Origin of the sequence: Microbacterium aurum (genome assembly GCF_016907815.1) — a bacterium.
In the GTDB taxonomy this organism is placed as follows: Bacteria; Actinomycetota; Actinomycetes; order Actinomycetales; family Microbacteriaceae; genus Microbacterium; species Microbacterium aurum.
Genome location: NZ_JAFBCQ010000001.1, coordinates 2,690,221 through 2,714,164, shown reverse-complemented (window position 1 = coordinate 2,714,164; position 23,944 = coordinate 2,690,221). Strand labels below are relative to the sequence as shown.

Here is a 23,944-nt window from a genome sequence, read left to right as displayed (position 1 = left end):
TCGTGAAAAAAGCCTCCGCGATGTGCGTGAAACCCGGTGTCGCATTAGCGTGTGAAGAGTGTCAGAATCCGAAACTGTGACCGGTCCCACTTCCGCGCATCATCCGCTCGGCGCGACCCACCCGCTCGCCCTCGCTCCCGTCACCGGACCGGCGAGCTCGGTCGACGGGTTCGTCCGCCAATTCCTGCGGAATCTCAACTATGAGCGCGGTGTGCCCCTGTCGGGCTCGAGCGACAACGATCGCTACTTCGCGTTCGCGATGACCGTGCGCGACTACCTCATGGCGCGGTGGCTCGAAGACCAGCGGCGCCAGTACGAGTTGCAGGCCAAGAGCGTCGTGTACCTCTCCGCCGAGTACCTGCTCGGGCCTCAGCTCGACAACAACCTGCTCGCATCGGGCCTCACCGACATCGCCACCGAGGCGATGGCCGCGTGCGGCATCGACATCAACGACCTGCGCACGCAGGAGATCGAGCCTGGCCTGGGCAACGGCGGTCTCGGTCGCCTCGCGGCGTGCTTCATCGACTCGCTCGCGACGATGAGCGTCCCCAACACCGGCTACGGCATCCGCTACGAGTACGGCATCTTCCGCCAGACCTTCGTCGACGGCCAGCAGGTCGAGCAGCCCGACTCGTGGCTCGAGCTCGGCTCGCCGTGGGAGTTCCCGCACCCCGAGGCATCCCGCACGATCCCCTTCGGCGGCCACACCGAGAAGTACATCGACGACGACGGCGCAGAGCGTACGCGCTGGGTGCCAGCGTGGAACGTGCAGGCGGTGCCCTTCAACTACATGGTCCCCGGCTACCTCAACGGCCGCGTCAACACGCTGCGCCTGTGGAGCGCCAAGGCCACGAACTCGTTCGACCTGCGCGTGTTCAACTCGGGCGACTACGAAGAGGCCGTGCGCGCGCAGACTTTCGCCGAGAACATCTCGAAAGTGCTCTACCCCGAGGACTCCACGCCGCAGGGCAAAGAGCTGCGCCTGCAGCAGCAGTACTTCTTCGTCGCGGCATCCATCGGTGACTTCCTCGACAACATGCTGTCGGACGGCTTCGACCTCAGCGCCCTGCCCGACCGCGTCATCTTCCAGCTCAACGACACCCACCCCGTGATCGGCGTCCCCGAGCTCATGCGCGTGCTCGTCGACGAGCGAGGGCTCGAATGGGATGCCGCGTGGCAGATCACCCAGAAGTGCTTCGCCTACACGTGCCACACGCTGCTGCCCGAAGCCCTCGAGGTGTGGTCGGTCGACCTGCTCGGCCGCCTGCTGCCGCGCCACCTGGAGATCATCTACCGCATCAACGACGAGTTCCTCGCCGCGGTGCGCGAGCGATTCGGCGACGACGAGATGCGCATCCGCAACATGTCGATCATCGCCGAGTTCCCCGAGCGGAGCGTGCGCATGGCCTACCTCGCCACCGTCGCCGGATCCAAGGTCAACGGCGTCGCCGAGCTGCACTCCCAGCTGCTGCGCGACAAGGTGCTGCCCGACTTCAACGAGTTCTACCCGGGCAAGTTCACGAACGTCACGAACGGCGTCACGCCGCGCCGGTTCCTGCGGCTCGCGAACCCGGGGCTGTCGGCGCTCATCTCCGCGGCGATCGGCACGGGCTGGGTCACCGACCTCGACCGCCTGCGCGAACTTGAGACGTACGCCGAGGACCCGGTGTTCCGGGCCGCATTCGCCGAGGTCAAGGCATCCAACAAGCGTCGCCTGGGCGACGTGTTGCGCGTGCGCGACGGGATGGAGATCAGCGACGGCCACATGCTCGACGTCATGGTCAAGCGCCTGCACGAGTACAAGCGCCAGATGCTCAAGCTGCTGCACGTGGTCACCCAGTACGAGTCCATCGTGTCGGGGCGCGTCGCGGCATCCGACGTGCAGCCTCGCACCGTCATCTTCGGGGCGAAGGCGGCCCCGGGCTACGTCATGGCGAAGCGGATCATCCACCTCATCAACGCGGTCGGCTCGGTCGTCAACGCCGACCCGCGGGTGGAGGGGCGCCTGAAGGTCCTGTTCCCGCCGAACTACAACGTCACCCTCGCCGAGCGGCTGATCCCCGCGGCCGACCTGTCGGAGCAGATCTCGCTCGCCGGCAAGGAGGCCTCGGGCACCGGCAACATGAAGTTCGCCCTCAACGGCGCCCTCACGATCGGCACCGACGACGGCGCGAACGTCGAGATCCGCCAGCTCGTCGGCGACGACAACTTCTTCCTGTTCGGGATGAGCGAGCCCGAGGTCGAGGACCTGTGGGCGCGGGGCTACAAGCCGGCGGAGTTCTACCAGAACGACGACAACCTCCGCCACGCGATCGACCTCATCGCCTCGGGCGCCTTCTCCGGCGGGGACCGCAGCGTCTTCGAGCCCATCGTGTCGAACCTGCTGTACGACGACCGGTTCATGGTGCTGGCCGACTACTCGTCGTACGTCGCCGCGCAGGAGCGCGTCGACGCCGCATACGCGGACCAGGATGCCTGGACGCACGCCGCCATCCTCAACGTCGCCCGCTGCGGATTCTTCTCGTCGGACCGCGCGATTCGCGACTACATCGACCGCATCTGGCACACCCCGCCCACCCGCTGACGCGCGGGCGGGGTGGGCCGGTCGGCTGGCGGACGTTCGCGGTCGGGTTCGGGCGGTCGGTCGGACGTTCGCGTTCGAAAAGCAGGCTGGATCGACCTCTTTCGGGCGCTGGCGCCCGCCGGGAGCCGATTCAGCCTGCTTTCGCGACGTCCGCGGCCGGTGACCGGCTGGTCCGCGGCCGGTGCCTCGCTGGTCCGCGGCCGGTGACCGGCTGGTCCGCGGGCGGTCAGCGGGCGTAGCGGGTGACCGGCTGGTGCCGCGGGCGGTCAGCGGGCGGTGATCGGCCGGTGCGAGCGGCCGGGGCCGCGGGCGGTCAGCGGGCGTAGCGGACGACGAACCGGCGCAGGATGCCGCCGGTGTGCACCACAGGCAGGCGCCTGACCGCGGCGAGCGTGAGGTCGAGCTCGCCGGCGGCGAAGTAGCCGTGGTCGGCGTAGGCGCGGATCCGGGTCGAGATCCCCTCGACGTCGCATTCCGGGTGGAACTGCGTCGCGTACACGTTCTGCCCGACCCGGAACATCTGCACCGGGCACGTGTCGCCGCGCACGAGCAGGGTGGCGGATGCCGGGAGCGCGCTGACCGCCTCCTTGTGTCCGACGAACGCGGCGAACGTGTCCGGCATGTCCGCCAGGAGCGGGTCGGCGGCCCCGGCATCCGTCCGGTGCACCTCGACGACGCTGATGGGTTCGCGGTAGGTGCCGTCGATGACCGCGCCCTGGTGCGCGCCGACCGTGCCGATGCCGTAGCAGGCGCCGAAGAACGGGAAGTCCCGGGCGATCACCTCGTCGAGCAGTCCGGAGATCTCCGCCTCGACCCGACGCTGCACCGCGGACTTCTTCTCCGGCGGATCCGATGCGTTGAAGGGGCCGCCGCCGACGAAGATGCCGGAATAGTCGTCCAGATCGATCGCCCCGAGCGGCTCGGCCTCCAGCCGCCGCCGCACAAGCTCGCCCTCGCTGAGCCCGGTGAACCGCAGGAACAGGGCGTACTCCTCGTCGGCGGGCACGTCCTCGGCCCGCGTCGCCAGCAGCAGGAACGGCTTCATCGCGCCATCACCGCCGTCGCGACCGCCGCGCCGGAACCCGCCGCGCCGGAACCCGCCGCGCCGGAACCCTCCGCACCGGAACCCTCCGCGTCGGAACCCTGAGCCGCGGCATCCTGCACCGTGCCGATGTAGGCGGTGATCGCCTGCAGCGTCGCCGCCACGGCGGGATTGCGGGGACCCTCGTCGCGCGCGACGGCCCAGTAGGCGAGCGGGTGCGCGTAACTGCCGTCGAGCACCCGCACCAGGCGTGGGTCGTGGTCGCCGAGGAAGTCGGGCAGGATGCCGATGCCCGCCCCGGCCGCCGTGGCTTCGACATGCGCGAACACGCTCGTGGACCGTACCGACGGCGGCGAATCGGGGAGCTCCTGCAGGGCGCGGTCGAGCTCGTCGACCTGCAGCGAACTCTCCACGTAGTACACGAGCGGGTGGGTCGACAGGTCAGCGATTGCCGCGGGCTCGCCGTGCGCCGCGAGGTAGTCGGGCGTCGCGTACAGCCGCAGCGAGTACGCGCACACCGGCGTCGCGTAGGCGCGCAGCACCTGCGGGCGCCCCACGACGATCTCGAGGTCGACGCCGGAGCGGTTCTGCCGCACGCGCTGCGTCGCCGACAGCAGTTCCACCGCGAGCGCGGGATGCTCGCGTCGCAGCGCCGTCATCGCCGGCGCGAGGAACACCGACGTGAACGCGTCGGGCGCCGAGATGCGGACCATGCCGTGCACGGCATCGGCGCCCTCACCCTCGACGAGTTCGCGCAGCGACGCCTCGATGCGCTCGGCGATCGCCACCGCACGCCGGCCGAGGTCGGTGACCTCCCAGCCGCCGGTCGTGCGCACGAGCACGCGCCCGCCCATCGCCGACTCCAGCGCCGCGATCCGGCGCGACACCGTCGAGTGGTTGACGCCGAGGACCTCCGCGGCGGCGGTGTAGCGGCCGAGCCGTGCCACCGAGAGGAAGGTCATCAGCGCCTCGAGCGGCGGATCGGCGGATGCGGCGGTCACGCCGTCATTGTGCACCAGTGCACATCCCGGGTGCAAACTTGCCGCACGGCTGTGCATTGAACTGCAGGATGCCGCGTGCCTACAGTGACACCGAGGCGCTCGCCGCGGAGCGTCCGCCGCACTGCCGCACACCTTCGACGACGCAGGGAGAACGCTCATGGCCACCATCGCCTTCATCGGACTCGGACACATGGGGGAGCCGATGGCGGGGCATCTCGTCGCCGCCGGGCACACGGTGCGCGGCGTCGACCTCAACCCGGCCGCCGCTGCGGCCGCCGCCGCGCGGGGCGTCGAGATCGTCGGCTCGGTCGCCGAGGCGCTGGCCGGTGCTGACGCCTGCCTGACCTCGCTGCCGAAGCCGGAGCACGTGCGCGCCGTCTACGGCGGCGACGACGGCATCTTCGCGCACGCCCCGGCATCCGCCGTTCTCATGGACACCTCCACCGTCGACGTCGAGACCTCACGGTGGTGCCACGACGCGGCGACCGAGCGCGGTCTCACGTTCGTCGACGCGCCGATCTCCGGCGGCACCGCCGGCGCCGAGGCGCACAGCCTGACCTTCATGCTGGGCGGACGGCCTGACGACGTCGAACGCGCGCGGGAGATCGTCGCCCCGATGGCCGGCAACGTCATCGCCTGCGGCGACGCGGGCGCCGGCATCGCCGCGAAGCTCGCGAACAACATGATGCTGTTCATCTCGGTGATGGCGATGTCGGAGGGCTCGCAGCTCGCCGAGCGGCTGGGCCTGGACCCGCGCGTCTTCTGGGAGGTCGCGCGCGTCTCGTCGGGCGACTCCTGGGCGCTGCGCACGTGGTATCCGGTCCCCGACGTCGTCGAGCGCGCCGCGGCGAACAACAACTTCGAGCCCACGTTCTCCGTCGACCTCGCGCGCAAGGACTGCGGCCTGGCGGTCCAGGCCGGCGACGTCACCGGCGTGCATCTGCCCGCCGCACGCCTCGCCCTCGCGCAGCTCGACGAGCTCATCGCCGAGGGCTACGGCGGCAAGGACTGCACCCTCGTCGCCAAGCTCGCCTCGCCCGACGGCACGCTGCGGGGCTTCGACCCGGCGGCGGATGCCGCGGCATCCGACGCTCCCGTTCCCACCCACGCCTGATCCACATCCCGAAGGACACCTGATGAGCACCACGATCGACGCCCCCACCCGCACCGCCATCCCGCACGTCGTCGGCGGTGAGCGCGTCGCCGGCGACGGCCGCACCGGGCCCGTCTTCAACCCCGCGACCGGTGCGCAGACGGGCGAGGTGGCCCTGGCATCCGCCGACTTCGTGCACGAGGCCGCCCGCACGGCGCAGGCCGCGCAGCGCGCGTGGCGCGACACCGGCCTCGGCAAGCGCCAGCAGGTGATGTTCCGCCTGCGGGAGATCATCTCCACGCGGGCTGAGGAGCTCGCCCGCATCATCACGGCCGAGCACGGCAAGACGGTCGACGACGCGCTCGGCGAGGTCGCCCGGGGACTGGAGAACGTCGAGTTCTGCACCTCGCTCATGCATCATCTCAAGGGCGAGTACTCCGAGCAGGTCGCCGGTGGCGTCGACGTGCACCAGGTGCGTCAGCCGATCGGCGTGGTCGCGTGCATCACGCCGTTCAACTTCCCGGCGATGGTGCCACTGTGGATGGTGACGACGGCGATCGCCGCCGGCAACGCCGTGATCCTCAAGCCCAGCGAGCGCGACCCCTCGGCGGCGGTCTGGCTCGCCGAGGCGTTCGAGGAGGCGGGGCTGCCCGCCGGCATCCTGAACGTCGTCCACGGTGACAAGGAGGCCGTCGACGCGATCCTCGACGACCCCATCATCCGCGCGGTCTCGTTCGTGGGATCCACCCCGATCGCGAAGTACATCTACGCGCGCGCGGCCGAGAACGGCAAGCGCGTGCAGGCGCTCGGCGGAGCGAAGAACCACATGATCGTCATGCCGGATGCCGACCTCGACGCCGCAGCCGACGCCGCCGTCTCCGCTGCCTACGGGTCGGCGGGGGAGCGCTGCATGGCCGTCTCGGTCGTCGTCGCCGTGGGCGAGGTCGCCGACCCGCTCATCGCGAAGGTGTCCGAGCGCATCGCAGGGCTGCGCGTCGGCGACGGCACCGACCCCGACAGCGACATGGGGCCGCTCATCACGCGCGACGCGCTGGATCGGGTCAGCGGTTTCGTCGCGGGTGCCGCCGGGGAGGGTGCGCGCGTCGTCGTCGACGGGCGCGAGGTCGCCGTGCCGGGCGAGGGATTCTTCATCGGCCCGTCGCTCGTGGACGGCGTGACCCCCGGCATGCGCGTCTACGACGAGGAGATCTTCGGCCCCGTGCTGTCGGTCGTCCGCGTCGCGAGCTACGACGAGGCGGTGGCGCTCATCAACGCGAACCGCTACGCCAACGGCACGGCGGTGTTCACCCGCGACGGCAAGACGGCCCGCCAGTTCGAGTACGACATCGAGGTGGGGATGGTGGGGATCAACGTGCCGATCCCGGTGCCCATCGGCGCGTTCTCGTTCGGCGGCTGGAGGGACTCGCTGTTCGGCGACACGCACATGTACGGGTCGGAGGCATTCAACTTCTACACGCGGCGCAAGGTCGTCACGACCCGGTGGCCCGAGCCGAGCGAGAGCCAGATCAGCCTCGGATTCCCGACGCACTGACCCGGCGCGCGGCGCCCGGGCGGTGGTGCTGCGGGCGGGGCGGCGCGACGCGTGGCGCGCGCGCGGCCCGATGTCAACCCCCGCTCGGAGACCCGGCCGGCCGCCGGCGTCGCGACTAGGCTGAGAGCATCGACCACAGGAGGTTCCCATGGCACTCGCACGACTTCAGGGCGGACCGCTCGACGGACAGGTCATTCCACTCGACGACGAGTCGCAGGACACGCTGATCCTGCCCTACAGCGAGACGCAGGTCGTCTACGAGCGCGCCGGTGCCGACGAGAACACCGGCGAGGGCGACGGCCCGACCCAGGCCGAGTTCCACTTCGTCGAGGCGCAGGACGACATCGACCCCGACGCTGACGACGACGACCGTCGCAACGAGTGACGACGGAGCCGTCCCCGTCGCTCGAGATCGAGCGCAAGTACGACGTGGATGCCGGGGCGCCGCTGCCCGACTGGGCGGCTCTCCCGGGCGTTGCGCGGGTAGGCGAGCCCGAGCCGCGCGACCTCGACGCGCGCTACCTCGACACCGCCGACGGCCGCCTCGCCGCGGCGCGCTCGGCGCTGCGCCGCCGCACGGGCGGCCCCGACGAGGGCTGGCACCTCAAGCAGGCGACGCCCGAAGGCAAGCTCGAGACTCACTGGCCCCTCGGTGAGGGCGACGGCGACGCGGGCGACGTCAGCACCACGAGCACCACCGCCGACGCCGACGCCCCGACGCTCCCCGCGGCCGTCATCGAGGGCGTCGCGGGTCTCGCCGACCCGCCCTTCGTGGTGCTCGCGCGCATCCGCAACGCACGCGTCGCGTACGCCCTCTATAACGCCGCCGGGGGAGTCGTCGCGGAGTTCGTCGACGACCACGTGACGGCGCTCGACGTGCGCCGCGGCATCTCGTCGTCCTGGCGCGAATGGGAGCTCGAGCTCGGCCCTGCCGCACCGGCGGAGGCCCCGCAGCGCGCCGCGCTGTTCGCGGCGGCGGACGCACTGGTCACCGCGGCCGGCGGGCGCGTCGCGGCATCCGAGTCGAAACTCGGCCGCGCGCTCGGCGTCTGACCGGCCCGAGAACCCCAGACGCGCCGCACGGCCGCGCACTCAGTTCGGAAGAATGGCCGCCACGAGCGCGTCGACGATCTCATCGATCGAGGTCTCCATGTCGATGGGGGAGACGAGCCTGTCGAGGACGAGCCCGTCGACCGCGTAGTGGAAGAGTGCGATCTCGCGGCGGCCGCCCGGGAGCCCCATCGCTGAGTTGAACTCGACATCACGGTCGAACCCCGCGCGCTGCCACCGGGCGAGCTCAGCGGCCAGCTCGGGGCGGCGTGCGGCCTCGAGCCGCAACTCGAAGAGCGCCAGCGTCACCTCGCGGTCTCCCAGCAGGCGGCGGACGATGTCGCGCACGTACTCGGCGAAGAGGGCACGACTCGGCGGCTCCGATGCACGCAGCTCCAGAACCTCGGGCGCGGGCGCCAGCCGCTCTTCGATGCGATCGAAGAGACCGACGATCAGCGCCTCACGACTTCGGAAGTAGTTCGAGGTCGTCCCCGCCGGCAAGCCGGCCTCGGCGTCGATCGCGCGGTGCGTCAGGCCGCGCGCGCCCTCGTGTGCGAGCACGACGATGCCCGCATCGGCGATCGCGCGGCGGCGGGCGGGGTTTCTGGCCACGCTCACAGGGTAGCGCAACCACTACAGACGCCGTATATTACTAACCACTGCAGCTGTTGTGATTGGAGAGCACATGCGAAATCTCACCTACTTCGTCGCCGTCACGGTCGATGGCTTCATCGCCGGCCCCGACGGTGAGTTCGATCACTTCTCGTTCGAAGGCGACCACGCGGCTGCGATCTGGGCGAAGTACGAGGGCACGGGCGCCACGGCGCACGTCGAGGCGGCCGGCCTGCCGATGGAGGACGGTCCATTCGACACCGTGCTCATGGGGTGGAACACGTACGCGGTCGGGCTTCCGCACATGCCGAGTCCATACCGGCATCTGCGGCAGGTCGTCTTCACCCGCGGGCATGAGCCGGTGCCCGGCGCGGACGACGTCGAGTTCACGGGCGACGACCCCGTCGAGGTGGTGCGGGAACTGAAGAGGCAGGAGGGCAAGGACATCTGGCTGTGCGGTGGCGGCGCTCTCGCCGCGACGCTCGCGGACGAGATCGACCGGCTCGTGCTCAAGGTCAACCCCGTGCTGTTCGGCAGCGGCATCCGGCTCTTCGGCGATCGTCCCTACCTTCCGCGGCGGCTGCGACCGAGCGCGGTGACGTCGTTCGAGTCGGGCGTCGTCCTCGCCGAGTACGAGCGCGAGTAGCCGCGTCGCCGGAAACCACTGACGCCGCCCCCGGCTTCGTTCGGGGCGGCGTCAGCAGTGGATGCCAGGGTACTCCGAAACCCTATGCACGTGGATCCGGAATGGATCAGAGGTTGATCATGTGGCCCGCGAGGCCGTGGAACGCCTCCTGCAGCGCCTCGGACAGCGTCGGGTGCGTGTGCACGTTCCGCGCGAGCTCGAGGGCCGTCAGGTCCCACTTCTGCGCGAGGGTGAGCTCGGGCAGCAGCTCCGACACGTCGGGGCCGATGAGGTGTCCGCCGACGAGCTCGAGGTGCTCGGCATCCGCGATGAGCTTGACGAAGCCGACCGGCTCGCCGAGTCCGTGCGCCTTGCCGTTGGCCATGAAGGGGAACGTCGCGACCTTGTACTCGCGGCCGGTCTCCTTGTACTGCGCCTCGGTGTACCCGAACGACGCCACCTGCGGCGAGCAGAAGGTCGCGCGCGGCATCATGCGGTAGTCGCCGAGCGTCATGGTCTCGGCACCGCCGATGGTCTCGGCCGCGACAACACCCTGTGCCTCCGCGACGTGCGCGAGCTGCAGCTTCGCCGTCACGTCGCCGATCGCGTAGATGCCCTCTACGTTCGTGCGCATGAAGTCGTCGATCTCGATCGCGCCGCGGTCGGTGAGCTTCACGCCGGTGTTCTCCAGACCGAAACCCTCGACGCGCGGGGCGAAGCCGATCGACATGAGCACCTTGTCGGCCTCGATCTGACCCTTCTCGCCGGTCTTGTTGTCGCTGTACGTGACCGTCACCGACGAGCCCGAGTCGACGACCGTCTCGACCTTGGTCGCGACGAGGATGTCGACGCCGAGGTTCTTGTACTGCTTGGCGATCTCCTTGGAGACATCCGCGTCCTCGTTCGGCAGGGCGCGGTCGAGGAACTCGATGATCGTGACCTTCACGCCGTAGTTCGTCAGGACGTACGCGAACTCCATGCCGATCGCGCCCGCGCCGACGATGACAATCGAGCCGGGCAGGTCGCGCGTGAGGATCTGCTCCTCGTACGTCACGACGTTCTTGCTCAGCGAGACGCCGGGCAGCAGGCGCACGGTCGAGCCGGTCGCGATGATCACGTTGTCGAACGTGACCTCCTCGGTCGACCCGTCGCTCTTCGTCACCGTGATCGCCTTCGGGCCGGTGAACGACCCGCGACCCTCGTACTCGGTGACCTTGTTCTTCTTCATCAGGTAGTGGATGCCCTTGACGCGCCCGTCGGCGACGACGCGCGAGCGGTCGAAGGCCGCGCCGAAGTCGGCCGTGAACTCACCCGAGATGCCGAAGAAGTCGGCCTTGTGCTTCAGGGTGTGCACGACCTCGGCGTTCTTCAGCAGCGCCTTGGAGGGGATGCAGCCGACGTTGAGGCACACACCGCCCCAGTACTTCTCTTCGATGATGGCGACGGACTGGCCGAGCTGCGCGGCGCGGACCGCCGCGACATAGCCACCAGGGCCGGCACCGAGGACGACGACGTTGTAATGAGGCATGCTCCCAGCCTAGTCCTCGCGCGAGGGGCGCTTCCGTGTCAGAAGGATGACCAGAAGGATGCCGCCGGCCACCCCGACGGCGCCGAGCACCCACCAGATCCACGTCATGTCGACGGCTTCCATGGGCGGGCCCGGCAGCGGCGTCTGGGTCCCGGTCGGTGCGACGGACCCGTCGCCGACGGTGAACGAGAACTCGCCCGAGACGGGGTGGCCGTCGCTGGAGACGACCCGCCAGAGGACCGTGACGGTGCCGGATGCCGAGCCGGCCAGCGGCTGCGTCAGCCGCGTGCCGTCCAGCACCGGGTCGCCGGCCGCGAGCGCGGTGCCCGCGGCATCCGTCACCACGAGCTGCGTCGCACCGGGCTCGTCCATCAGCACCCCGCTGAAGGTCAGCTGCAGTTCGGCCGGAAGCGCGTCGATCTGCGCATCGGCGGCGGGGGTCGATCCGATGAGCTCGTCGTGCGCCGACGCGGGTGTGGCCACGAGCGCCAGGGCGAGGCCGAGCAGCACCGCGAGAGCGGCGGCGAAGGGGGTGCGGGGGGAGTTGTGAATTCTGTGTGACATCACACTCACGAGCCTATCCGCGCCTGTTGCGACCGCGCCCCGAGGCCTACCATGGCGGCAGGCGGGCCGCCTCGAAGGGCTCGGGGACTCCACGTCCGCCGTGACACGGAAGAGGTGCGAGATGGACGCCATGATGATGGACGCCATGTCCGCGGACATGATGTCGATGGAGGGCATGTCGACGGACATGTCCGCGATGATGGCCGCCGCGCAGGCGTGCATGGACGCGTGCGCCGCATGCGAGCAGGCCTGCACGGTGTGCTCGACGCAGATGATGGACTGCGCGCCGTCGTGCATGAACTGCGCAGACATGTGCAACACGATGATGCGCGCCATGATGCGGATGCAGGGGATGACCCCGGCGTCGATGATGGCGATGCTCGACGCCTGCATCGCGATGTGTCAGACCTGCATGGACATGTGCATGATGCACGCCGACTCCAGCCCCGTGTGCAAGATGTGCGCGGACTCCTGCCAGGCCTGCATGGATGCGTGCATGGCGATGCGCGAAGCGCTCGCCGCCGGCTGAGCAGCGGCCGCCGACGCGCAGCGCGAGCGCCAGGTCAGAGGGCGAGCGCGAGGTCAGAGCGCGAGCGCGTTGAACCGCTCGGCGCCCACGCTCAGCACGTGATAGCGCGGGTGGTACGCCACCGGCGTCCCCACCGCGACGTGCTGCGCCGCACCGGCGCCGTTCCACACGGCGATCGGCGCGCCGTCGAGCGTGTGCAGCAGGATGCTGCCTTCGCCGGCATCCGCCGTCGTAACGATCGCGTCGACCCACTCGCCGGGCGTCGCCGCGACCAGTCGCGCCTGAATGAGATGCACCGCGTGCCCGGGGGCGAACGAGGTGCAGGCACCGCCGCGCGCGCACATGCAGATCGCGTCCTGACGCACCGGGGCGGGCGTGAGGCGGTTCTGCGACGGGGACACGTGGGGCTCCTTGCGAGGGCGGTGACGGATGCCGGGGTCTCCCGGCTCTCTCAGGCTAGGTCGACGGCCGATCCGGCGCCTTCCGGCCGACACACGGTGCAACATTCGCGACCGGCCCACCGGCCCGGATCCGGGGCTTCCGGGTCGGGGTCGATCCGTTAGGGTGAAGGGGGAGGAGGCCCATCGTGGAAGACAACAGCCGAGACGCCGGCAGCGGCGACGAGATCCGCCGCGGCGTGGGCGACGGCCGGTCGGCCGACACCACGCAGACCTTCGGGCACGATTCCGACCTCTCCTTCGTGCCGTTCGGCAGCGACCTCACCGACGTCGAGCTCGAGGCCATCGGCGCCCTGCCCGCCCGCTCGGCGCTGCTCCTGGTGCGCTCGGGCCCGACGGCGGGCGCGCGCTACCTGCTCGACGCCGACGTCACGACCGTCGGGCGTCACCCCGAGGCCGACATCTTCTTCGACGACGTGACCGTCTCGCGTCGCCACGCCGAGATCACCCGGACCGGCAATGTGTTCGAACTCGTCGACCAGCGCTCTCTCAACGGCAGCTACGTCAACGGGGAGCGGGTGGACCGCTCGATCCTCGTCGACGGCGCCGAGGTGCGCATCGGCAAGTTCCGCCTGAACTTCTTCGCGTCGCCCGTCGACCGCGATCAGGTGACCCCGGACCAGGCGATTCGAGGGTGACGGCCGCATCCTCCTCCCGCCCTCGTTCCTCGTCGGCGGGGTATCTCAGCATCGGTCAGGTGCTCGCCCGACTGACCCCGGAGTTCTCCGACCTCAGCGCCAGCAAGCTGCGCTACCTCGAGGTGCAGGGCATCGTCACGCCCCTGCGCACCGACTCGGGCTACCGCAAGTTCTCGCCGGTGGACCTCGAGCGCCTGCGCACCGCGCTCACGCTGCAGCGCGACCACTACATGCCGCTGGCGCGGATCCGCGAGTACCTCGACGAGCACGGCGCCGGTGCCGGCGGCACGCCGCCGGCCTCGATCGTGACGGCACCGCGCCGCTACCGTCGCGACGAGCTGCTGCAGGCGGCGGGCGCGCCGGCGGGCCTGCTCAACGACGCCGTCTCGACCGGGCTGATCCCGGCATCCGACAGCTTCGACGACCGTGCCCTGGGTCTGTTGCGCGCGCTGGTCGCGCTCGATGGCCACGGCATCCAGCCGCGCCACATCCGTGGGCTCCGTCAGGCGGCGGAGCGCGAGGTCGCGCTCGTTGAGAGCGCGCTGGCGCCGCTGCTGCGCCGGACGGATGCCGCTTCACGTGCACGTGCGGGCGAGCTCGCCCCCGAGCTCGTGCGGCGGCTCGAAGAGGTGCGGGCGGCCGTCGTCCACACTGCGCTGGATCGTCTCACTCCGTGAGTCGAACCGCGACACGCCGCAGCCCCGGATGCGGATGTCGTTGCCGGAGGGCAGGTGCTCATCTACCGTGGAAGCACACACCGGAGTTCGTCGGGAGGCGAGTATGACCGCGGGAGACCTTCCCGGCGAAGCGCCGTTCGCCACCGAACTCCTGTTCACCGACGGCCTGCCGCAGATGGATGACGAGGTCGGCTACCGCGGCGCCGTCGCCGCCCGGGCCGCCGGCATCACGTACCGCCAGCTGGACTACTGGGCCCGCACCGAACTCGTCGAGCCGACCGTGCGCGGCGCCAAAGGCTCCGGCTCGCAGCGCCTCTACGGCTTCCGCGACATCCTCGTGCTGAAGCTCGTCAAGCGCCTGCTCGACACCGGCATCTCGCTGCAGCAGATCCGCACCGCCGTCGACCAGCTGCGCGCCGCCGGCATCCGGGACCTCGCCGGGACCACCCTTATGAGCGACGGTGCATCGGTGTACCTGTGCACCTCGAACGACGAGGTCATCGACCTCGTCAGCCGCGGTCAGGGCGTGTTCGGCATCGCCGTGGGCAAGGTGCTGCACGAGGTGGAGTCGACCCTGCTCGACTTCGACCCGCAGGCGCCGGACCCCGTCGACGAGCTCGCCGCGCGCCGCGCCGTCCGCTCCGCCTGATCCGCGTCTCCGCGAGGCCTGAACCGCGTCTCCGCGAGGCCGTCGTCTCGACGACGCCGTCTTCAGCGTGCGGGAAGGGTCAGGCGCGCTGTTCGCCGGCGGCGATGCGGCCGGTGCGCATGACGCGATCGAGCAGGGCGTCGAAGTCGCCCGCCAGCTCCTGGGCGGAGTCGCCCGGCCAGATGTGCAACGGCTTGGCAGCGCCCTGCGCCTGCTGCAGCGACGTGCGCTCCGGAAGCTGGGGCGAAAGCACGAGCGGACCGAACATGTCGCGCAGCTCCTTGATGCGGAACTGGTGCTCGATCGACTGCGGGCGCACCCGATTGACGACAATTCCCAGCGGCTGCAGGCGCGGCGAGAGGCCGCGGCGGATCTCCTCGATCGCACGCAGCGCGCGGTCGGCGGCGGCGACCGAGAACAGTCCCGGCTCGGTGACGACGATGACGCGGTCGGATGCCGCCCACGCCGTGCGGGTGAGGGCGTTCAGCGAGGGCGCGCAGTCGATGAGGACGAGGTCGTAGTCGGCCTCGATCGTGGCGAGGGCCTCCTCGAGCTTCCACACGTCGCGCACGCTCGGGTGCGGGCCGTCGAAGTTGATGGCCGAGGGGCTGCCGATCATGACATCGATCGTGCCCGGGTGCACCTTCGCCCAGCCGCTGGGGGTGATGGCCTGACGGACCACCTTCTCCTTCGGGTTGGCGAGCACGTCGGCGACGTTCAGACGCCCGGCGACCTGGATGTCCATCCCCGTCGACACGTCGGACTGGGGGTCGAGGTCGACGACGAGAGTCCGCACGCCCCGGGCGAACGCCGCGGAGGCGAGACCCAGAGTCACGGTCGTCTTGCCGACACCCCCCTTGAGTGAGGAGACGGAGAGTACGTGCACGAGGCTCTACGTTACCGTCCCCTAGGCTGTGATCACACTCAGGCACTCGGGGAAGAGGTGCAGATGTTCCGCAAGATCCTGGTCGCGAACCGCGGTGAGATCGCCATTCGCGCATTCCGGGCGGCCTTCGAGCTGGGAGCGCGCACCGTCGCGGTGTACCCCTGGGAGGACCGGGGATCGCTCCACCGGCAGAAGGCGGACGAATCGTACGAGATCGGCGAGCAGGGCCACCCGGTCCGCGCCTACCTCGACGTCGACGAGATCATCCGCGTCGCGCTGGCCGCCGGCGCCGACGCCATCTACCCGGGCTACGGCTTCCTCTCCGAGAATCCGGAGCTCGCCGCGCGCGCCGCGGAGAACGGCATCACCTTCATCGGCCCGCCCGCGCGGGTGCTCGAGATGGCGGGCAACAAGGTCACCGCCAAGGAGCACGCCATCGCGGCGGGCGTCCCCGTGCTGCGCTCCACACCGGCATCCGACGACGTCGACGCGCTCGTCGCACAGGCGGACGAGATCGGCTTCCCGATCTTCGTGAAGGCCGTCGCCGGCGGCGGCGGCCGCGGCATGCGGCGCGTCGAGACCGCCGGCGAGCTGCCGCCCGCCATCGCGGAGGCCTCGCGTGAAGCCGCCGCCGCGTTCGGCGACGGCCGCGTCTTCCTCGAGCAGGCCGTCATCCGGCCGCGGCACATCGAGGTGCAGATCCTCGCGGATGCCGCGGGCGAGACCGTCCACCTCTACGAGCGCGACTGCTCGGTGCAGCGCCGCCACCAGAAAGTCATCGAGATCGCGCCCGCGCCGAACCTCGAGCCCGCGATCCGCGATGCGCTCACCTCCCACGCGGTCGCGTTCGCCCGTTCGATCGGCTACGTCAACGCCGGCACCGTGGAGTTCCTGCTCGAGACGGCCGGCCCGCGCACCGGCGAAGCCGTCTTCATCGAGATGAACCCGCGCATCCAGGTCGAGCACACCGTGACCGAGGAGGTCACCGACGTCGACCTCGTGCAGTCGCAGATGCGCATCGCCGCGGGCGAGACCCTCGCCGAGCTCGGCCTCCTGCAGGACGCGATCCAGCTCCGCGGCGCGGCGCTGCAGTGCCGCATCACGACGGAGGATCCGGCGCAGGGGTTCCGGCCCGACACCGGCCGCATCACGACGTACCGGTCGCCCGGCGGCGCCGGCATCCGCCTCGACGGCGGCACGACCGCCGCGGGGTCGCAGATCAGCCCTCACTTCGACTCCATGCTCGCCAAGCTCACGTGTCGTGCCCGCGACTTCCCGTCGGCCGTCACGCGCGCCAAGCGGGCCCTCGCCGAGTACCGGATCCGCGGCGTCGCGACCAACGTGCCGTTCCTGCGCGCGGTGCTCGCCGACCCGGCGTTCGCCGCCGGCGACCTGTCGACGTCGTTCATCGACGAGCGCCCCGAGCTGCTGACCAGCAACCCGTCGCGCGACCGCGCCACGAAGCTGCTGAACTGGCTGGCCGACGTCACGGTGAACCGCCCGTACGGTGAGAAGCCGCTGTCGGTGTCGCCCGGAAGCAAGCTGCCCGAGATCGACCTCACGGTTCCGCCGCCCGCCGGCAACCGTGACCGGCTGCGCGAGCTCGGCCCCGCCGGCTTCGCCGCGGCGCTACGCGCCCAGACGGCCCTCGCCGTCACCGAGACGACCTACCGCGACGCGCACCAGTCGCTGCTCGCGACGCGCGTGCGCACCCGCGACCTCGTCCGCGTCGGACCGCACGTGGCGCGCATGACGCCGCAGCTGCTGTCGGTCGAGGCGTGGGGCGGGGCGACCTACGACGTCGCGCTGCGCTTCCTCGCCGAGGACCCGTGGGAACGGCTCGAGGCGATCCGCGACGCGATGCCGAACATCCCGATCCAGATGCTGCTGCGCGGGCGCAACACCGTCGGCTACACGCCGCGTCCCACGGCCGTCACCGACGCCTTCGTGGCCGAGGCGGCATCCAGCGGCGTCGACATCTTCCGCATCTTCGACGCGCTCAACGACGTCGACCAGATGCTGCCGGCGATCTCCGCCGTGCTCGAGACCGGCACCGCCGTCGCCGAGGTCGCCCTCTGCTACACGGCCGACCTCCTCGACCCCGCCGAGAAGCTGTACACGCCGGACTACTACCTGCGACTGGCCGACCGCGTCGCGGCATCCGGCGCGCACATCCTCGCGATCAAGGACATGGCGGGCCTGCTGCGGCCCGCCGCGGCGGCCAAGCTCGTCTCGGCGCTGCGCGAGCGGTTCGACCTTCCGGTCGCGGTGCACACCCACGACACCGCGGGCGGTCAGCTGGCGACACTGCTGGCCGCCAGTGCGGCCGGCGCTGACGCGGTGGATGCCGCGGCCGCACCGCTCGCCGGCACGACCAGCCAGCCGTCGCTGTCGGCGCTCGTCGCCGCCCTCGCGCACACCGACCGCGACACCGGCCTCGACCTCCAGGCCGTCAGCGACCTCGAGCCCTACTGGGAGGCGGTACGCCACCTGTACCGTCCGTTCGAGTCGGGCCTGCCGAGCCCCACCGGCCGCGTCTACCACCACGAGATCCCCGGCGGTCAGCTGTCGAACCTGCGCCAGCAGGCGATCGCGCTGGGTCTCGCCGACCGGTTCGAGCGCATCGAGGACATGTACGCGGCCGCCGACCGGATCCTCGGCCGCATCCCGAAGGTCACGCCGTCCTCGAAGGTCGTCGGCGACCTGGCGCTCGCGCTCGTCGCGGCCGACGCCGACCCGGCCGATTTCGAGGAGAACCCGCAGAACTACGACATCCCCGACTCGGTGGTCGGGTTCATGGCGGGCGAGCTCGGCGACCTGCCGGGCGGGTGGCCCGAGCCCTTCCGCAGCAAGGTGCTGGCGGGGCGCGAGCCGAACGTCGAGATCCCGCCGCTCACCGCCGACGAGGAGGAGGGGCTCGCCCGCGAGGCCGCCGCGCGTCGCCGCACGCTCAACCGGCTGCTGTTCCCCGGCCCCGCCAAGGAGTTCGAGGCGACGCGGGAGGCCTATGGCGACCTGTCGACCCTCGGCACGCCCGACTACTTCTACGGGCTGAAGCCCGGCGAGGAGCACGTCGCCGAGATCGACCCCGGCGTGCAGCTGTATGTGGGGCTGGAGGCGATCGGCGAGCCCGACGCGGCCGGCATGCGCACCGTCATGACGACGCTCAACGGCCAGTTGCGGCCGGTGTGGGTGCGTGACCGCTCCATCGCCGTCGACAAGCCCGCTGCCGAGAAGGCCGACACCTCGCGGCCGGGACAGGTCGCGGCGCCCTTCGCCGGTGTCGTCACCGTCAAGGTGGCCGCCGGTGACACCGTCACGGCCGGCCAGCCCGTCGCCTCGATCGAGGCGATGAAGATGGAAGCGGCCATCACGTCGCCCGTCGGCGGTGTCGTGGAGCGGGTGGTCCTGGCCGCGACGGCGTCCGTCGAGGCGGGCGACCTTTTGCTCGTCGTCCGGCCCGCCGACTAGCCTGAGGACGGGGCGCGGAGCGTCCGTGAGCTTATCGGCCGATGATCCGGCCGTGATCTGGAGTGTGCAATTGTGACGCCACCTGCGACAAGCGGCAGCGAGAACGGGTCTGACGACGTCGATCTCGGAGTGCTGGAGACCACCGGCGGCATCGACACGACGCGCATCGGCATCGTCGACGGCGCCACCGCGCAGGTCGATGTGACGCTGCCGACGGCGACGGACGAGGACGACCTCGACGACGACGTCGTGCTGGACGACGATGCGACGTTCGCGGCGGATGCCGTGGTGGATGCCGACCTGGCCACCGTGACGGAGACCGCGGCACCCGCATCCGCGACGGCCGTGGCCGCGGCATCCGCGGGGTCGGCTCTGCACGCCGAGGCGCATGAGCGCCTGCGGCCGCGCACGTCCGAGATCACGCTGCAGTCGCGCCGGCTGGGCGACTTCGAGGCGGGGCGCGAGAGCAGCGACCTGCTCACCGCCGACCGGCTGCTCGACCCCGCCCACGCGGTGCGGCCCGAGCCGGAGGGTGCGTGGCGCCACCTCGTCTACACGCTGTCGGGACGGCGTCTGAACCTCGGCGACAGCAAGCGGGCGCGCGCCCGCAAGGAGCTCGACCGGCGGATCGCCGCGCCGCTGCACGGCGGCGCGAAGTTCGTGCCGGTGCTCTCGCGCAAGGGCGGCGTCGGCAAGACGACCGTGACGACCCTGCTCGGCATGGCTCTGGCCGACGCCCGTGAGGACCGGGTGATCGCCGTCGATGCGAACCCCGACCGCGGCACGCTCGCCGACCGCATCGGCCGCACCAGCGGCAAGACGGTGCGCGATCTCGTGCGCGCTCAGGCGGACGTCCGCGGCTTCAACGACATCTCCGACATCGTCGCGCGCGACCACACGCGGCTGGACATCCTGGCATCCGACACCGATCCGCACGTGTCGGAGGCCTTCAGCGACGACGATTACCGCAGCGTCGCCGAGGTCGCCGCGCACTTTTACTCCGTCGTCCTCACCGACACCGGCACGGGGATCGTCCACTCGGTCATGGGCGCGACGCTCGAGCGGGCCGACGACATCGTCGTGGTGGCGGGCCTCAGCGTCGACGAGGCGCGGCTGGCGTCCGAGACGCTGACGTGGCTGGAGACCAACGGCTTCGCCGACCTGGTCCGCCGCGCCGTCGTCGTGCTCAACACCGCACGGCCCGGGGCCGCGCTGGTGCGCGCCGAGGAGCTCGAGGCGCACTTCGCCAGCCGCGTGCGCACCGTCGTCCGCGTGCCGTACGACCCGCACATCGCCTCCGGCAGCGCGATCACGTTCCGCGATCTGCAGCCCGAGACGCGCGAGGCGGCGCGCCAGCTCGCCGCGACGCTCGTGGAGGGCCTCCGTCAGCAGGCTGCGGCCTGATGGCGGTCCGTCCGATCCGGATCTTCGGCGACCCTGTGCTGCGGGAGCCGTGCGCGCCCATCGAGGTGGTGGACGACGGCATCCGCGCCCTCGTGCAGGACCTCCTGGACACGGTGGAGCTGCCGGGACGTGCCGGCGTCGCGGCGCCGCAGATCGGCGTGGGCCTGCGCGCGTTCAGCTACAACATCGACGGCGACATCGGCTACGTCCTCAACCCGGTGCTGGTGGAGGTCGCGGGCGACCCGGTGCCGATGGGGGAGGGATGCCTGTCGGTTCCGGATCTGTGGCACGAGACCCTCCGCCACCCGTGGGCGAAGGTCGTCGGCATGGATCTCGAGGGCCGCGAGGTGGTCCTGGAGGGCGACGGGCTGCTGGCGCAGGCGCTGCAGCACGAGACGGATCACCTCGACGGCATGCTGTACCTGTCGCGGCTGAGCCCCGACGAGCGCAAGATCGCGATGCGCCGCATCCGCGAGAGCTCCTGGTTCTGACTCGCGGCGGCGTGGATCCGCCGCCCGGCCGCACCGGCGCCGACGACGTCGCGCCGGCGCCGCAGCGGCAGGCACCGCGGGCGGGGTCAGCCGCCGAGCGCGACGTTCGTGGTGTTGACGGGCACGTTGTAGAGCTCGTCAACGGCATCCGCGAAGTCCTGCATGATGACGTTGCGCTTGATGCTGAGCTTCGGCGTGAGGTGGCCGGAGGCCTCGGTCCACTCGGTGTCGAGGATCGTGAACTTGCGGATCGACTCCGCCCGCGACACGCTCTTGTTCGCGATGTCGATGGCCCGCTGCACCTCTTCGCGCACCTTCGGGTTCGCGGCGGCATCCTTCAGCGACATGTCACCGGGCAGGCCGTTGTTGGCGAGCCACGTCGGCAGCATCTCCGGGTCGAGGGTGATCAGCGCCGCGATGAACGGCTTCTGGTCGCCGACGACCACGACCTGGCCGACGATCGGGTTCGCCCGGATCGGGTCCTCGAGCACCGCCGGGGCCACGTTCTTGCCTGCCGCGGTGACGATGATCTCCTTCTTGCGTCCGGTGATCGTCAGGAAGCCCTCGTCGTCGAACGAGCCGATGTCGCCGGTGCGGAACCAGTCGCCGTCGAACGCCGCGGCGGTCGCCTCGGGGTTGCGCCAGTACTCCTTGAACACGTTGATGCCGCGGACCTCGATCTCGTCGTCCTCGGCCAGGCGCACGCCGACACCCGGAAGCACCGGGCCCACCGTGCCGATCTTCGACTTCTTCGCGAGGTTCACCGTCGCCGGCGCCGTCGTCTCGGTGAGGCCGTAGCCCTCCAGGATCGTGACGCCGAGGCTGTGGAAGAAGTGGCCGAGGCGCGGGCCCAGTGGCGCCGAACCCGACACGGCGTACGTCACGTGGCCGCCCATGGCCTCGCGCAGCTTGCCGTAGACGAGCTTGTCGAACAGGGCGAACTTGATGCGGGTGCCCAGCGGCACCTTCTTGCCCTCCTGCAGCAGGCGGGAGTGCTCGATGGCGGTGTGGGCGGCGGCGCGGAAGATCTTGCCCTTGCCGCCGGCCTCGGCCTTCTGCTCGGCGGAGTTGTAGACCTTCTCGAACACACGCGGCACGGCCAGCAGGAACGTCGGCTTGAACGAGCCCAGCGCGGGCAGCAGCTGCTTGGTGTCGGGCTGGTGCCCGGTCTTGACGCCGGCGTGGACGTTCAGGATGGAGATGAACCGTGCGAACACGTGGGCCGTCGTGATGAACAGCAGCGTCGACGCGCCGGGGGTCTGCACGACCTCCTCGAGCGCCTTGGCCGAGTTGCGGGACAGCTCCACGAAGTTGCGGTGCGTGAGGACGCAGCCCTTGGGTCGGCCGGTCGAGCCGGAGGTGTAGATCAGCGTGGCGATGTCGGCCGCGACGGCGAGGCTGCGACGGCGTTCGATCTCGTCGTCGCCGATCTCGGCACCGGCGGCGCGCAGGGTGTCGAGGTCGCCGGACGCCATCGTCCACACCTCGCGGATCAGCGGCACCTCGGAGCGGATCTCGGCGATGCGGGCGGCGTGCTCGGCGGACTCCGCGATGATCGCGATCGCGCCGGAGTCCGACAGGATCCAGCTGATCTGCGACGCGGAGCTCGTCTCGTAGACCGGCACCATGACGGCCCCGGCGAAGAAGAGGGCGAAGTCGACCAGCGTCCACTCGTAGGTCGTGCGCGCGATGAACGCGACCTTGTCCCCGGGGGCGATGCCCGCGGCGGCGAAGCCCTTGGCCAGCGCGATGACCTCGCGCTGGAACTCCGCGGCGGTGATGTCCCGCCATCCGGTGCCCCCCGCGGCGGTGTCGGGCACCGCGAACAGCGGCAGCGACGGGGTCGCCTTGACGCGCTCGACGAGCAGGTCGGCGATGTTCGCCTGCGGGTCTGCGGGGATCACGGCGGGGACTTCGAACTGGACGGCGCTCATGGGCGGCAACTCCTTCGGTACCGGGTGGCGTCGGGCATGACGGCTGACATCGAGTCTAACTGTTGATGACACTCAGTCCTGCTGCGCGCGAGGACGGCTATGCACGGTCCACGCGCCCGGTGGGACTGTGCCCTCCACACTAGACTCTCGGATGCCGTTCCGTGCGGGACGGCGGGAGGGAGTGCCGTGCTGAACGTCGGCATCGACATCGGCGGAACCAAGATCGCCGGAGGCGTCGTCGGCACCGACGGGACCATCGTCGAGCGGCTCCGCGTTCCCACCCCGACCGACACCGGCGCGCTCGCGGATGCCGTCGCCGACATGGTGCGTGAGCTGGCCTCGCGTCACGACGTCCACGCCGTCGGCGTCGCCGCGGCCGGCTTCATCGACCGCACGCGCTCGGTCATGCTGCACGCGCCCAACATCGACTGGAACAACGTGCCGCTGCGTGCGCAGTTCGAGCAGCGCATCGGGCGCCCCGTCACCCTCGAGAACGACGCCAACGCCGCCGGCTGGGGCGAGTACCGCTTCGGCGCCGGGCGCGGCTCGGTCGACATGGTCATGGTCACCCTCGGCACCGGTGTGGGCGGCGCGGTCATCACCGATGGCTCCCTGCTCATCGGCGCGAACGGCAGCGCCGCCGAACTCGGCCACCTGCGCTTCGTGCGCGGCGGCCGCCCCTGCGGCTGCGGTCAGAACGGATGCCTCGAGCAGTATGCGTCCGGCCGCGCCCTGCAGCGCGAGCTCAGCGACATCGCCGACGCTGGCGGCATCGGCGAGCGTCTGGCCGCCCACCGCGCGCCCGACGGCGTCGTGCGTGGGGCGGATCTCGCGATGCTGCTGGCCGAAGAGGATGCCGGTGCGCTCGAGGCCGTGCGTCGCGTCGCGACGGCGCTCGGCGAGGCCTGCGGCGCGTTCCAGGCCGTGCTCGACCCCGAGCTGTACGTCATCGGCGGCGGCGTCGCCGACCTCGGCGAGGTGCTGCTGGAGCCGACCCGCCTCGCTTACGAGACCTCGTTGCCCGGCTTCGGCGACCGCCCCACGGCGCGCTTCGTCACCGCCAGCCTCGGCAACGACGCCGGTCTCGTGGGCGTCGCGGATCTGGCGGGACTGCGCAGCGCGTGAGCGGACGGCGGGGGATGCGGGGGAGCGTCTG

22 protein-coding genes are annotated in these 23,944 nt (G+C 70.8%); 14 read left to right on the top strand and 8 right to left on the bottom strand.

Translation table 11 applies throughout. From position 1 onward, the window contains the following. Positions 1 to 76 precede the first annotated feature (76 nt). The gene (locus tag JOD60_RS13340) at positions 77 to 2,584 is read left to right on the top strand and encodes a glycogen/starch/alpha-glucan phosphorylase (RefSeq protein ID WP_076691066.1); all 2,508 of its coding nucleotides are present in this window, start codon (positions 77 to 79) and stop codon (positions 2,582 to 2,584) included. A 313-nt stretch (positions 2,585 to 2,897) separates the two neighbouring features. On the opposite strand, the gene JOD60_RS13335 is transcribed toward JOD60_RS13340, so the two are convergent. Together JOD60_RS13335 and JOD60_RS13330 are read right to left on the bottom strand one after the other, a co-directional pair. Continuing rightward, a complete protein-coding gene (locus JOD60_RS13335; protein ID WP_076691065.1) occupies positions 2,898 to 3,629 on the bottom strand; it encodes a glutamine amidotransferase in 732 nt (243 codons plus the stop codon). Next, positions 3,626 to 4,627, bottom strand: coding sequence for a LysR family transcriptional regulator (locus tag JOD60_RS13330; RefSeq protein WP_372431153.1), 1,002 nt, complete (start codon positions 4,625 to 4,627; stop codon positions 3,626 to 3,628). The genes JOD60_RS13335 and JOD60_RS13330 overlap by 4 nt, the downstream gene beginning before the upstream one ends. Before the next feature lie 157 nt (positions 4,628 to 4,784). On the opposite strand from JOD60_RS13330, the gene JOD60_RS13325 reads away from it, so the two are divergent. The 4 genes from JOD60_RS13325 to JOD60_RS13310 all read left to right on the top strand — a co-directional run bounded on the left by JOD60_RS13325 (position 4,785) and on the right by JOD60_RS13310 (position 8,325). Further along, positions 4,785 to 5,741, top strand: coding sequence for an NAD(P)-dependent oxidoreductase (locus JOD60_RS13325; RefSeq protein ID WP_076691064.1), 957 nt, complete (start codon positions 4,785 to 4,787; stop codon positions 5,739 to 5,741). A 22-nt stretch (positions 5,742 to 5,763) separates the two neighbouring features. Further along, positions 5,764 to 7,272: a CoA-acylating methylmalonate-semialdehyde dehydrogenase gene (locus JOD60_RS13320; RefSeq protein ID WP_076691063.1), complete on the top strand. Its 1,509-nt coding sequence runs from the start codon at positions 5,764 to 5,766 to the stop codon at positions 7,270 to 7,272. Between the two features lie 148 nt (positions 7,273 to 7,420). Next, positions 7,421 to 7,657: a response regulator gene (locus tag JOD60_RS13315; protein WP_076691062.1), complete on the top strand. Its 237-nt coding sequence runs from the start codon at positions 7,421 to 7,423 to the stop codon at positions 7,655 to 7,657. Continuing rightward, positions 7,654 to 8,325: a CYTH domain-containing protein gene (locus tag JOD60_RS13310; RefSeq protein ID WP_076691061.1), complete on the top strand. Its 672-nt coding sequence runs from the start codon at positions 7,654 to 7,656 to the stop codon at positions 8,323 to 8,325. The genes JOD60_RS13315 and JOD60_RS13310 overlap by 4 nt, the downstream gene beginning before the upstream one ends. A 39-nt stretch (positions 8,326 to 8,364) precedes the next feature. On the opposite strand, the gene JOD60_RS13305 is transcribed toward JOD60_RS13310, so the two are convergent. After that, positions 8,365 to 8,934 carry a TetR/AcrR family transcriptional regulator gene (locus JOD60_RS13305; RefSeq protein ID WP_076691060.1) on the bottom strand — a complete coding sequence of 190 codons (570 nt, stop codon included), beginning with the start codon at positions 8,932 to 8,934 and terminating at the stop codon, positions 8,365 to 8,367. A 73-nt stretch (positions 8,935 to 9,007) separates the two neighbouring features. Here JOD60_RS13305 and JOD60_RS13300 point away from each other — a divergent pair, with 73 nt between their 5' ends. Next, a complete protein-coding gene (locus JOD60_RS13300; protein ID WP_076691059.1) occupies positions 9,008 to 9,580 on the top strand; it encodes a dihydrofolate reductase family protein in 573 nt (190 codons plus the stop codon). 106 nt (positions 9,581 to 9,686) lie between these two features. Here JOD60_RS13300 and lpdA read toward each other — a convergent pair whose 3' ends face one another. Both lpdA and JOD60_RS13290 read right to left on the bottom strand, forming a co-directional pair. Continuing rightward, on the bottom strand, positions 9,687 to 11,087 hold the full coding sequence (gene lpdA, locus JOD60_RS13295; protein WP_076691058.1) for a dihydrolipoyl dehydrogenase: 1,401 nt from the start codon (positions 11,085 to 11,087) through the stop codon (positions 9,687 to 9,689). Positions 11,088 to 11,096: 9 nt separating this feature from the next. Further along, on the bottom strand, positions 11,097 to 11,651 hold the full coding sequence (locus tag JOD60_RS13290; protein WP_076691057.1) for a copper resistance CopC family protein: 555 nt from the start codon (positions 11,649 to 11,651) through the stop codon (positions 11,097 to 11,099). 121 nt (positions 11,652 to 11,772) lie between these two features. Between JOD60_RS13290 and JOD60_RS13285 the strand changes: the two genes are divergently transcribed. Continuing rightward, complete coding sequence (locus JOD60_RS13285; RefSeq protein ID WP_076691056.1) at positions 11,773 to 12,180, top strand: four-helix bundle copper-binding protein; 408 nt, start codon at positions 11,773 to 11,775, stop codon at positions 12,178 to 12,180. A 53-nt stretch (positions 12,181 to 12,233) separates the two neighbouring features. Here the strand turns inward: JOD60_RS13285 and JOD60_RS13280 are convergent, their stop codons facing one another. Then, on the bottom strand, positions 12,234 to 12,581 hold the full coding sequence (locus JOD60_RS13280; RefSeq protein WP_076691055.1) for a hypothetical protein: 348 nt from the start codon (positions 12,579 to 12,581) through the stop codon (positions 12,234 to 12,236). A 185-nt stretch (positions 12,582 to 12,766) separates the two neighbouring features. On the opposite strand from JOD60_RS13280, the gene JOD60_RS13275 reads away from it, so the two are divergent. The 3 genes from JOD60_RS13275 to JOD60_RS13265 all read left to right on the top strand — a co-directional run bounded on the left by JOD60_RS13275 (position 12,767) and on the right by JOD60_RS13265 (position 14,602). Further along, positions 12,767 to 13,276 (top strand): FHA domain-containing protein, encoded by a 510-nt coding sequence (locus tag JOD60_RS13275; protein ID WP_076691054.1) that lies wholly within the window; start codon positions 12,767 to 12,769, stop codon positions 13,274 to 13,276. Next, positions 13,273 to 13,953 (top strand): transcriptional regulator FtsR, encoded by a 681-nt coding sequence (gene ftsR / locus JOD60_RS13270; protein ID WP_076691053.1) that lies wholly within the window; start codon positions 13,273 to 13,275, stop codon positions 13,951 to 13,953. Before JOD60_RS13275 ends, ftsR begins: the two co-directional genes overlap by 4 nt. A gap of 103 nt (positions 13,954 to 14,056) precedes the next feature. Beyond that, complete coding sequence (locus tag JOD60_RS13265; protein ID WP_076691052.1) at positions 14,057 to 14,602, top strand: MerR family transcriptional regulator; 546 nt, start codon at positions 14,057 to 14,059, stop codon at positions 14,600 to 14,602. A gap of 79 nt (positions 14,603 to 14,681) precedes the next feature. On the opposite strand, the gene JOD60_RS13260 is transcribed toward JOD60_RS13265, so the two are convergent. After that, positions 14,682 to 15,488, bottom strand: a complete 807-nt coding sequence (locus JOD60_RS13260) for a ParA family protein (RefSeq protein ID WP_076691051.1) — start codon at positions 15,486 to 15,488, stop codon at positions 14,682 to 14,684. A gap of 63 nt (positions 15,489 to 15,551) precedes the next feature. On the opposite strand from JOD60_RS13260, the gene JOD60_RS13255 reads away from it, so the two are divergent. From JOD60_RS13255 to def, 3 genes are all read left to right on the top strand, one after another. Continuing rightward, entirely contained in the window at positions 15,552 to 18,959 is a 3,408-nt protein-coding gene (locus tag JOD60_RS13255; protein ID WP_076692220.1) for a pyruvate carboxylase, read from the top strand. 72 nt (positions 18,960 to 19,031) lie between these two features. Beyond that, positions 19,032 to 20,363 (top strand): MinD/ParA family ATP-binding protein, encoded by a 1,332-nt coding sequence (locus JOD60_RS13250; RefSeq protein WP_076691050.1) that lies wholly within the window; start codon positions 19,032 to 19,034, stop codon positions 20,361 to 20,363. Next, positions 20,363 to 20,854, top strand: a complete 492-nt coding sequence (gene def, locus JOD60_RS13245) for a peptide deformylase (protein ID WP_076691049.1) — start codon at positions 20,363 to 20,365, stop codon at positions 20,852 to 20,854. The genes JOD60_RS13250 and def overlap by 1 nt, the downstream gene beginning before the upstream one ends. A gap of 86 nt (positions 20,855 to 20,940) precedes the next feature. Here def and JOD60_RS13240 read toward each other — a convergent pair whose 3' ends face one another. Then, on the bottom strand, positions 20,941 to 22,788 hold the full coding sequence (locus JOD60_RS13240) for an AMP-dependent synthetase/ligase (RefSeq protein ID WP_076691048.1): 1,848 nt from the start codon (positions 22,786 to 22,788) through the stop codon (positions 20,941 to 20,943). Between the two features lie 186 nt (positions 22,789 to 22,974). Between JOD60_RS13240 and JOD60_RS13235 the strand changes: the two genes are divergently transcribed. Continuing rightward, complete coding sequence (locus tag JOD60_RS13235; RefSeq protein WP_076691047.1) at positions 22,975 to 23,913, top strand: ROK family glucokinase; 939 nt, start codon at positions 22,975 to 22,977, stop codon at positions 23,911 to 23,913. Positions 23,914 to 23,944 lie beyond the last annotated feature (31 nt).

What these genes read in the sequence shown, in the direction of transcription:
- JOD60_RS13335 (WP_076691065.1), bottom strand. Translation starts at nt 3,629, where the DNA reads ATGAAGCCGTTCCTGCTGCTGGCGACGCGGGCCGAGGACGTGCCCGCC.
- JOD60_RS13325 (WP_076691064.1), top strand. Translation starts at nt 4,785, where the DNA reads ATGGCCACCATCGCCTTCATCGGACTCGGACACATGGGGGAGCCGATG.
- JOD60_RS13320 (WP_076691063.1), top strand. Translation starts at nt 5,764, where the DNA reads ATGAGCACCACGATCGACGCCCCCACCCGCACCGCCATCCCGCACGTC.
- JOD60_RS13315 (WP_076691062.1), top strand. Translation starts at nt 7,421, where the DNA reads ATGGCACTCGCACGACTTCAGGGCGGACCGCTCGACGGACAGGTCATT.
- JOD60_RS13300 (WP_076691059.1), top strand. Translation starts at nt 9,008, where the DNA reads ATGCGAAATCTCACCTACTTCGTCGCCGTCACGGTCGATGGCTTCATC.
- lpdA (WP_076691058.1), bottom strand. Translation starts at nt 11,087, where the DNA reads ATGCCTCATTACAACGTCGTCGTCCTCGGTGCCGGCCCTGGTGGCTAT.
- JOD60_RS13290 (WP_076691057.1), bottom strand. Translation starts at nt 11,651, where the DNA reads ATGTCACACAGAATTCACAACTCCCCCCGCACCCCCTTCGCCGCCGCT.
- JOD60_RS13285 (WP_076691056.1), top strand. Translation starts at nt 11,773, where the DNA reads ATGGACGCCATGATGATGGACGCCATGTCCGCGGACATGATGTCGATG.
- JOD60_RS13265 (WP_076691052.1), top strand. Translation starts at nt 14,057, where the DNA reads ATGACCGCGGGAGACCTTCCCGGCGAAGCGCCGTTCGCCACCGAACTC.
- JOD60_RS13255 (WP_076692220.1), top strand. Translation starts at nt 15,552, where the DNA reads ATGTTCCGCAAGATCCTGGTCGCGAACCGCGGTGAGATCGCCATTCGC.
- def (WP_076691049.1), top strand. Translation starts at nt 20,363, where the DNA reads ATGGCGGTCCGTCCGATCCGGATCTTCGGCGACCCTGTGCTGCGGGAG.
- JOD60_RS13240 (WP_076691048.1), bottom strand. Translation starts at nt 22,788, where the DNA reads ATGAGCGCCGTCCAGTTCGAAGTCCCCGCCGTGATCCCCGCAGACCCG.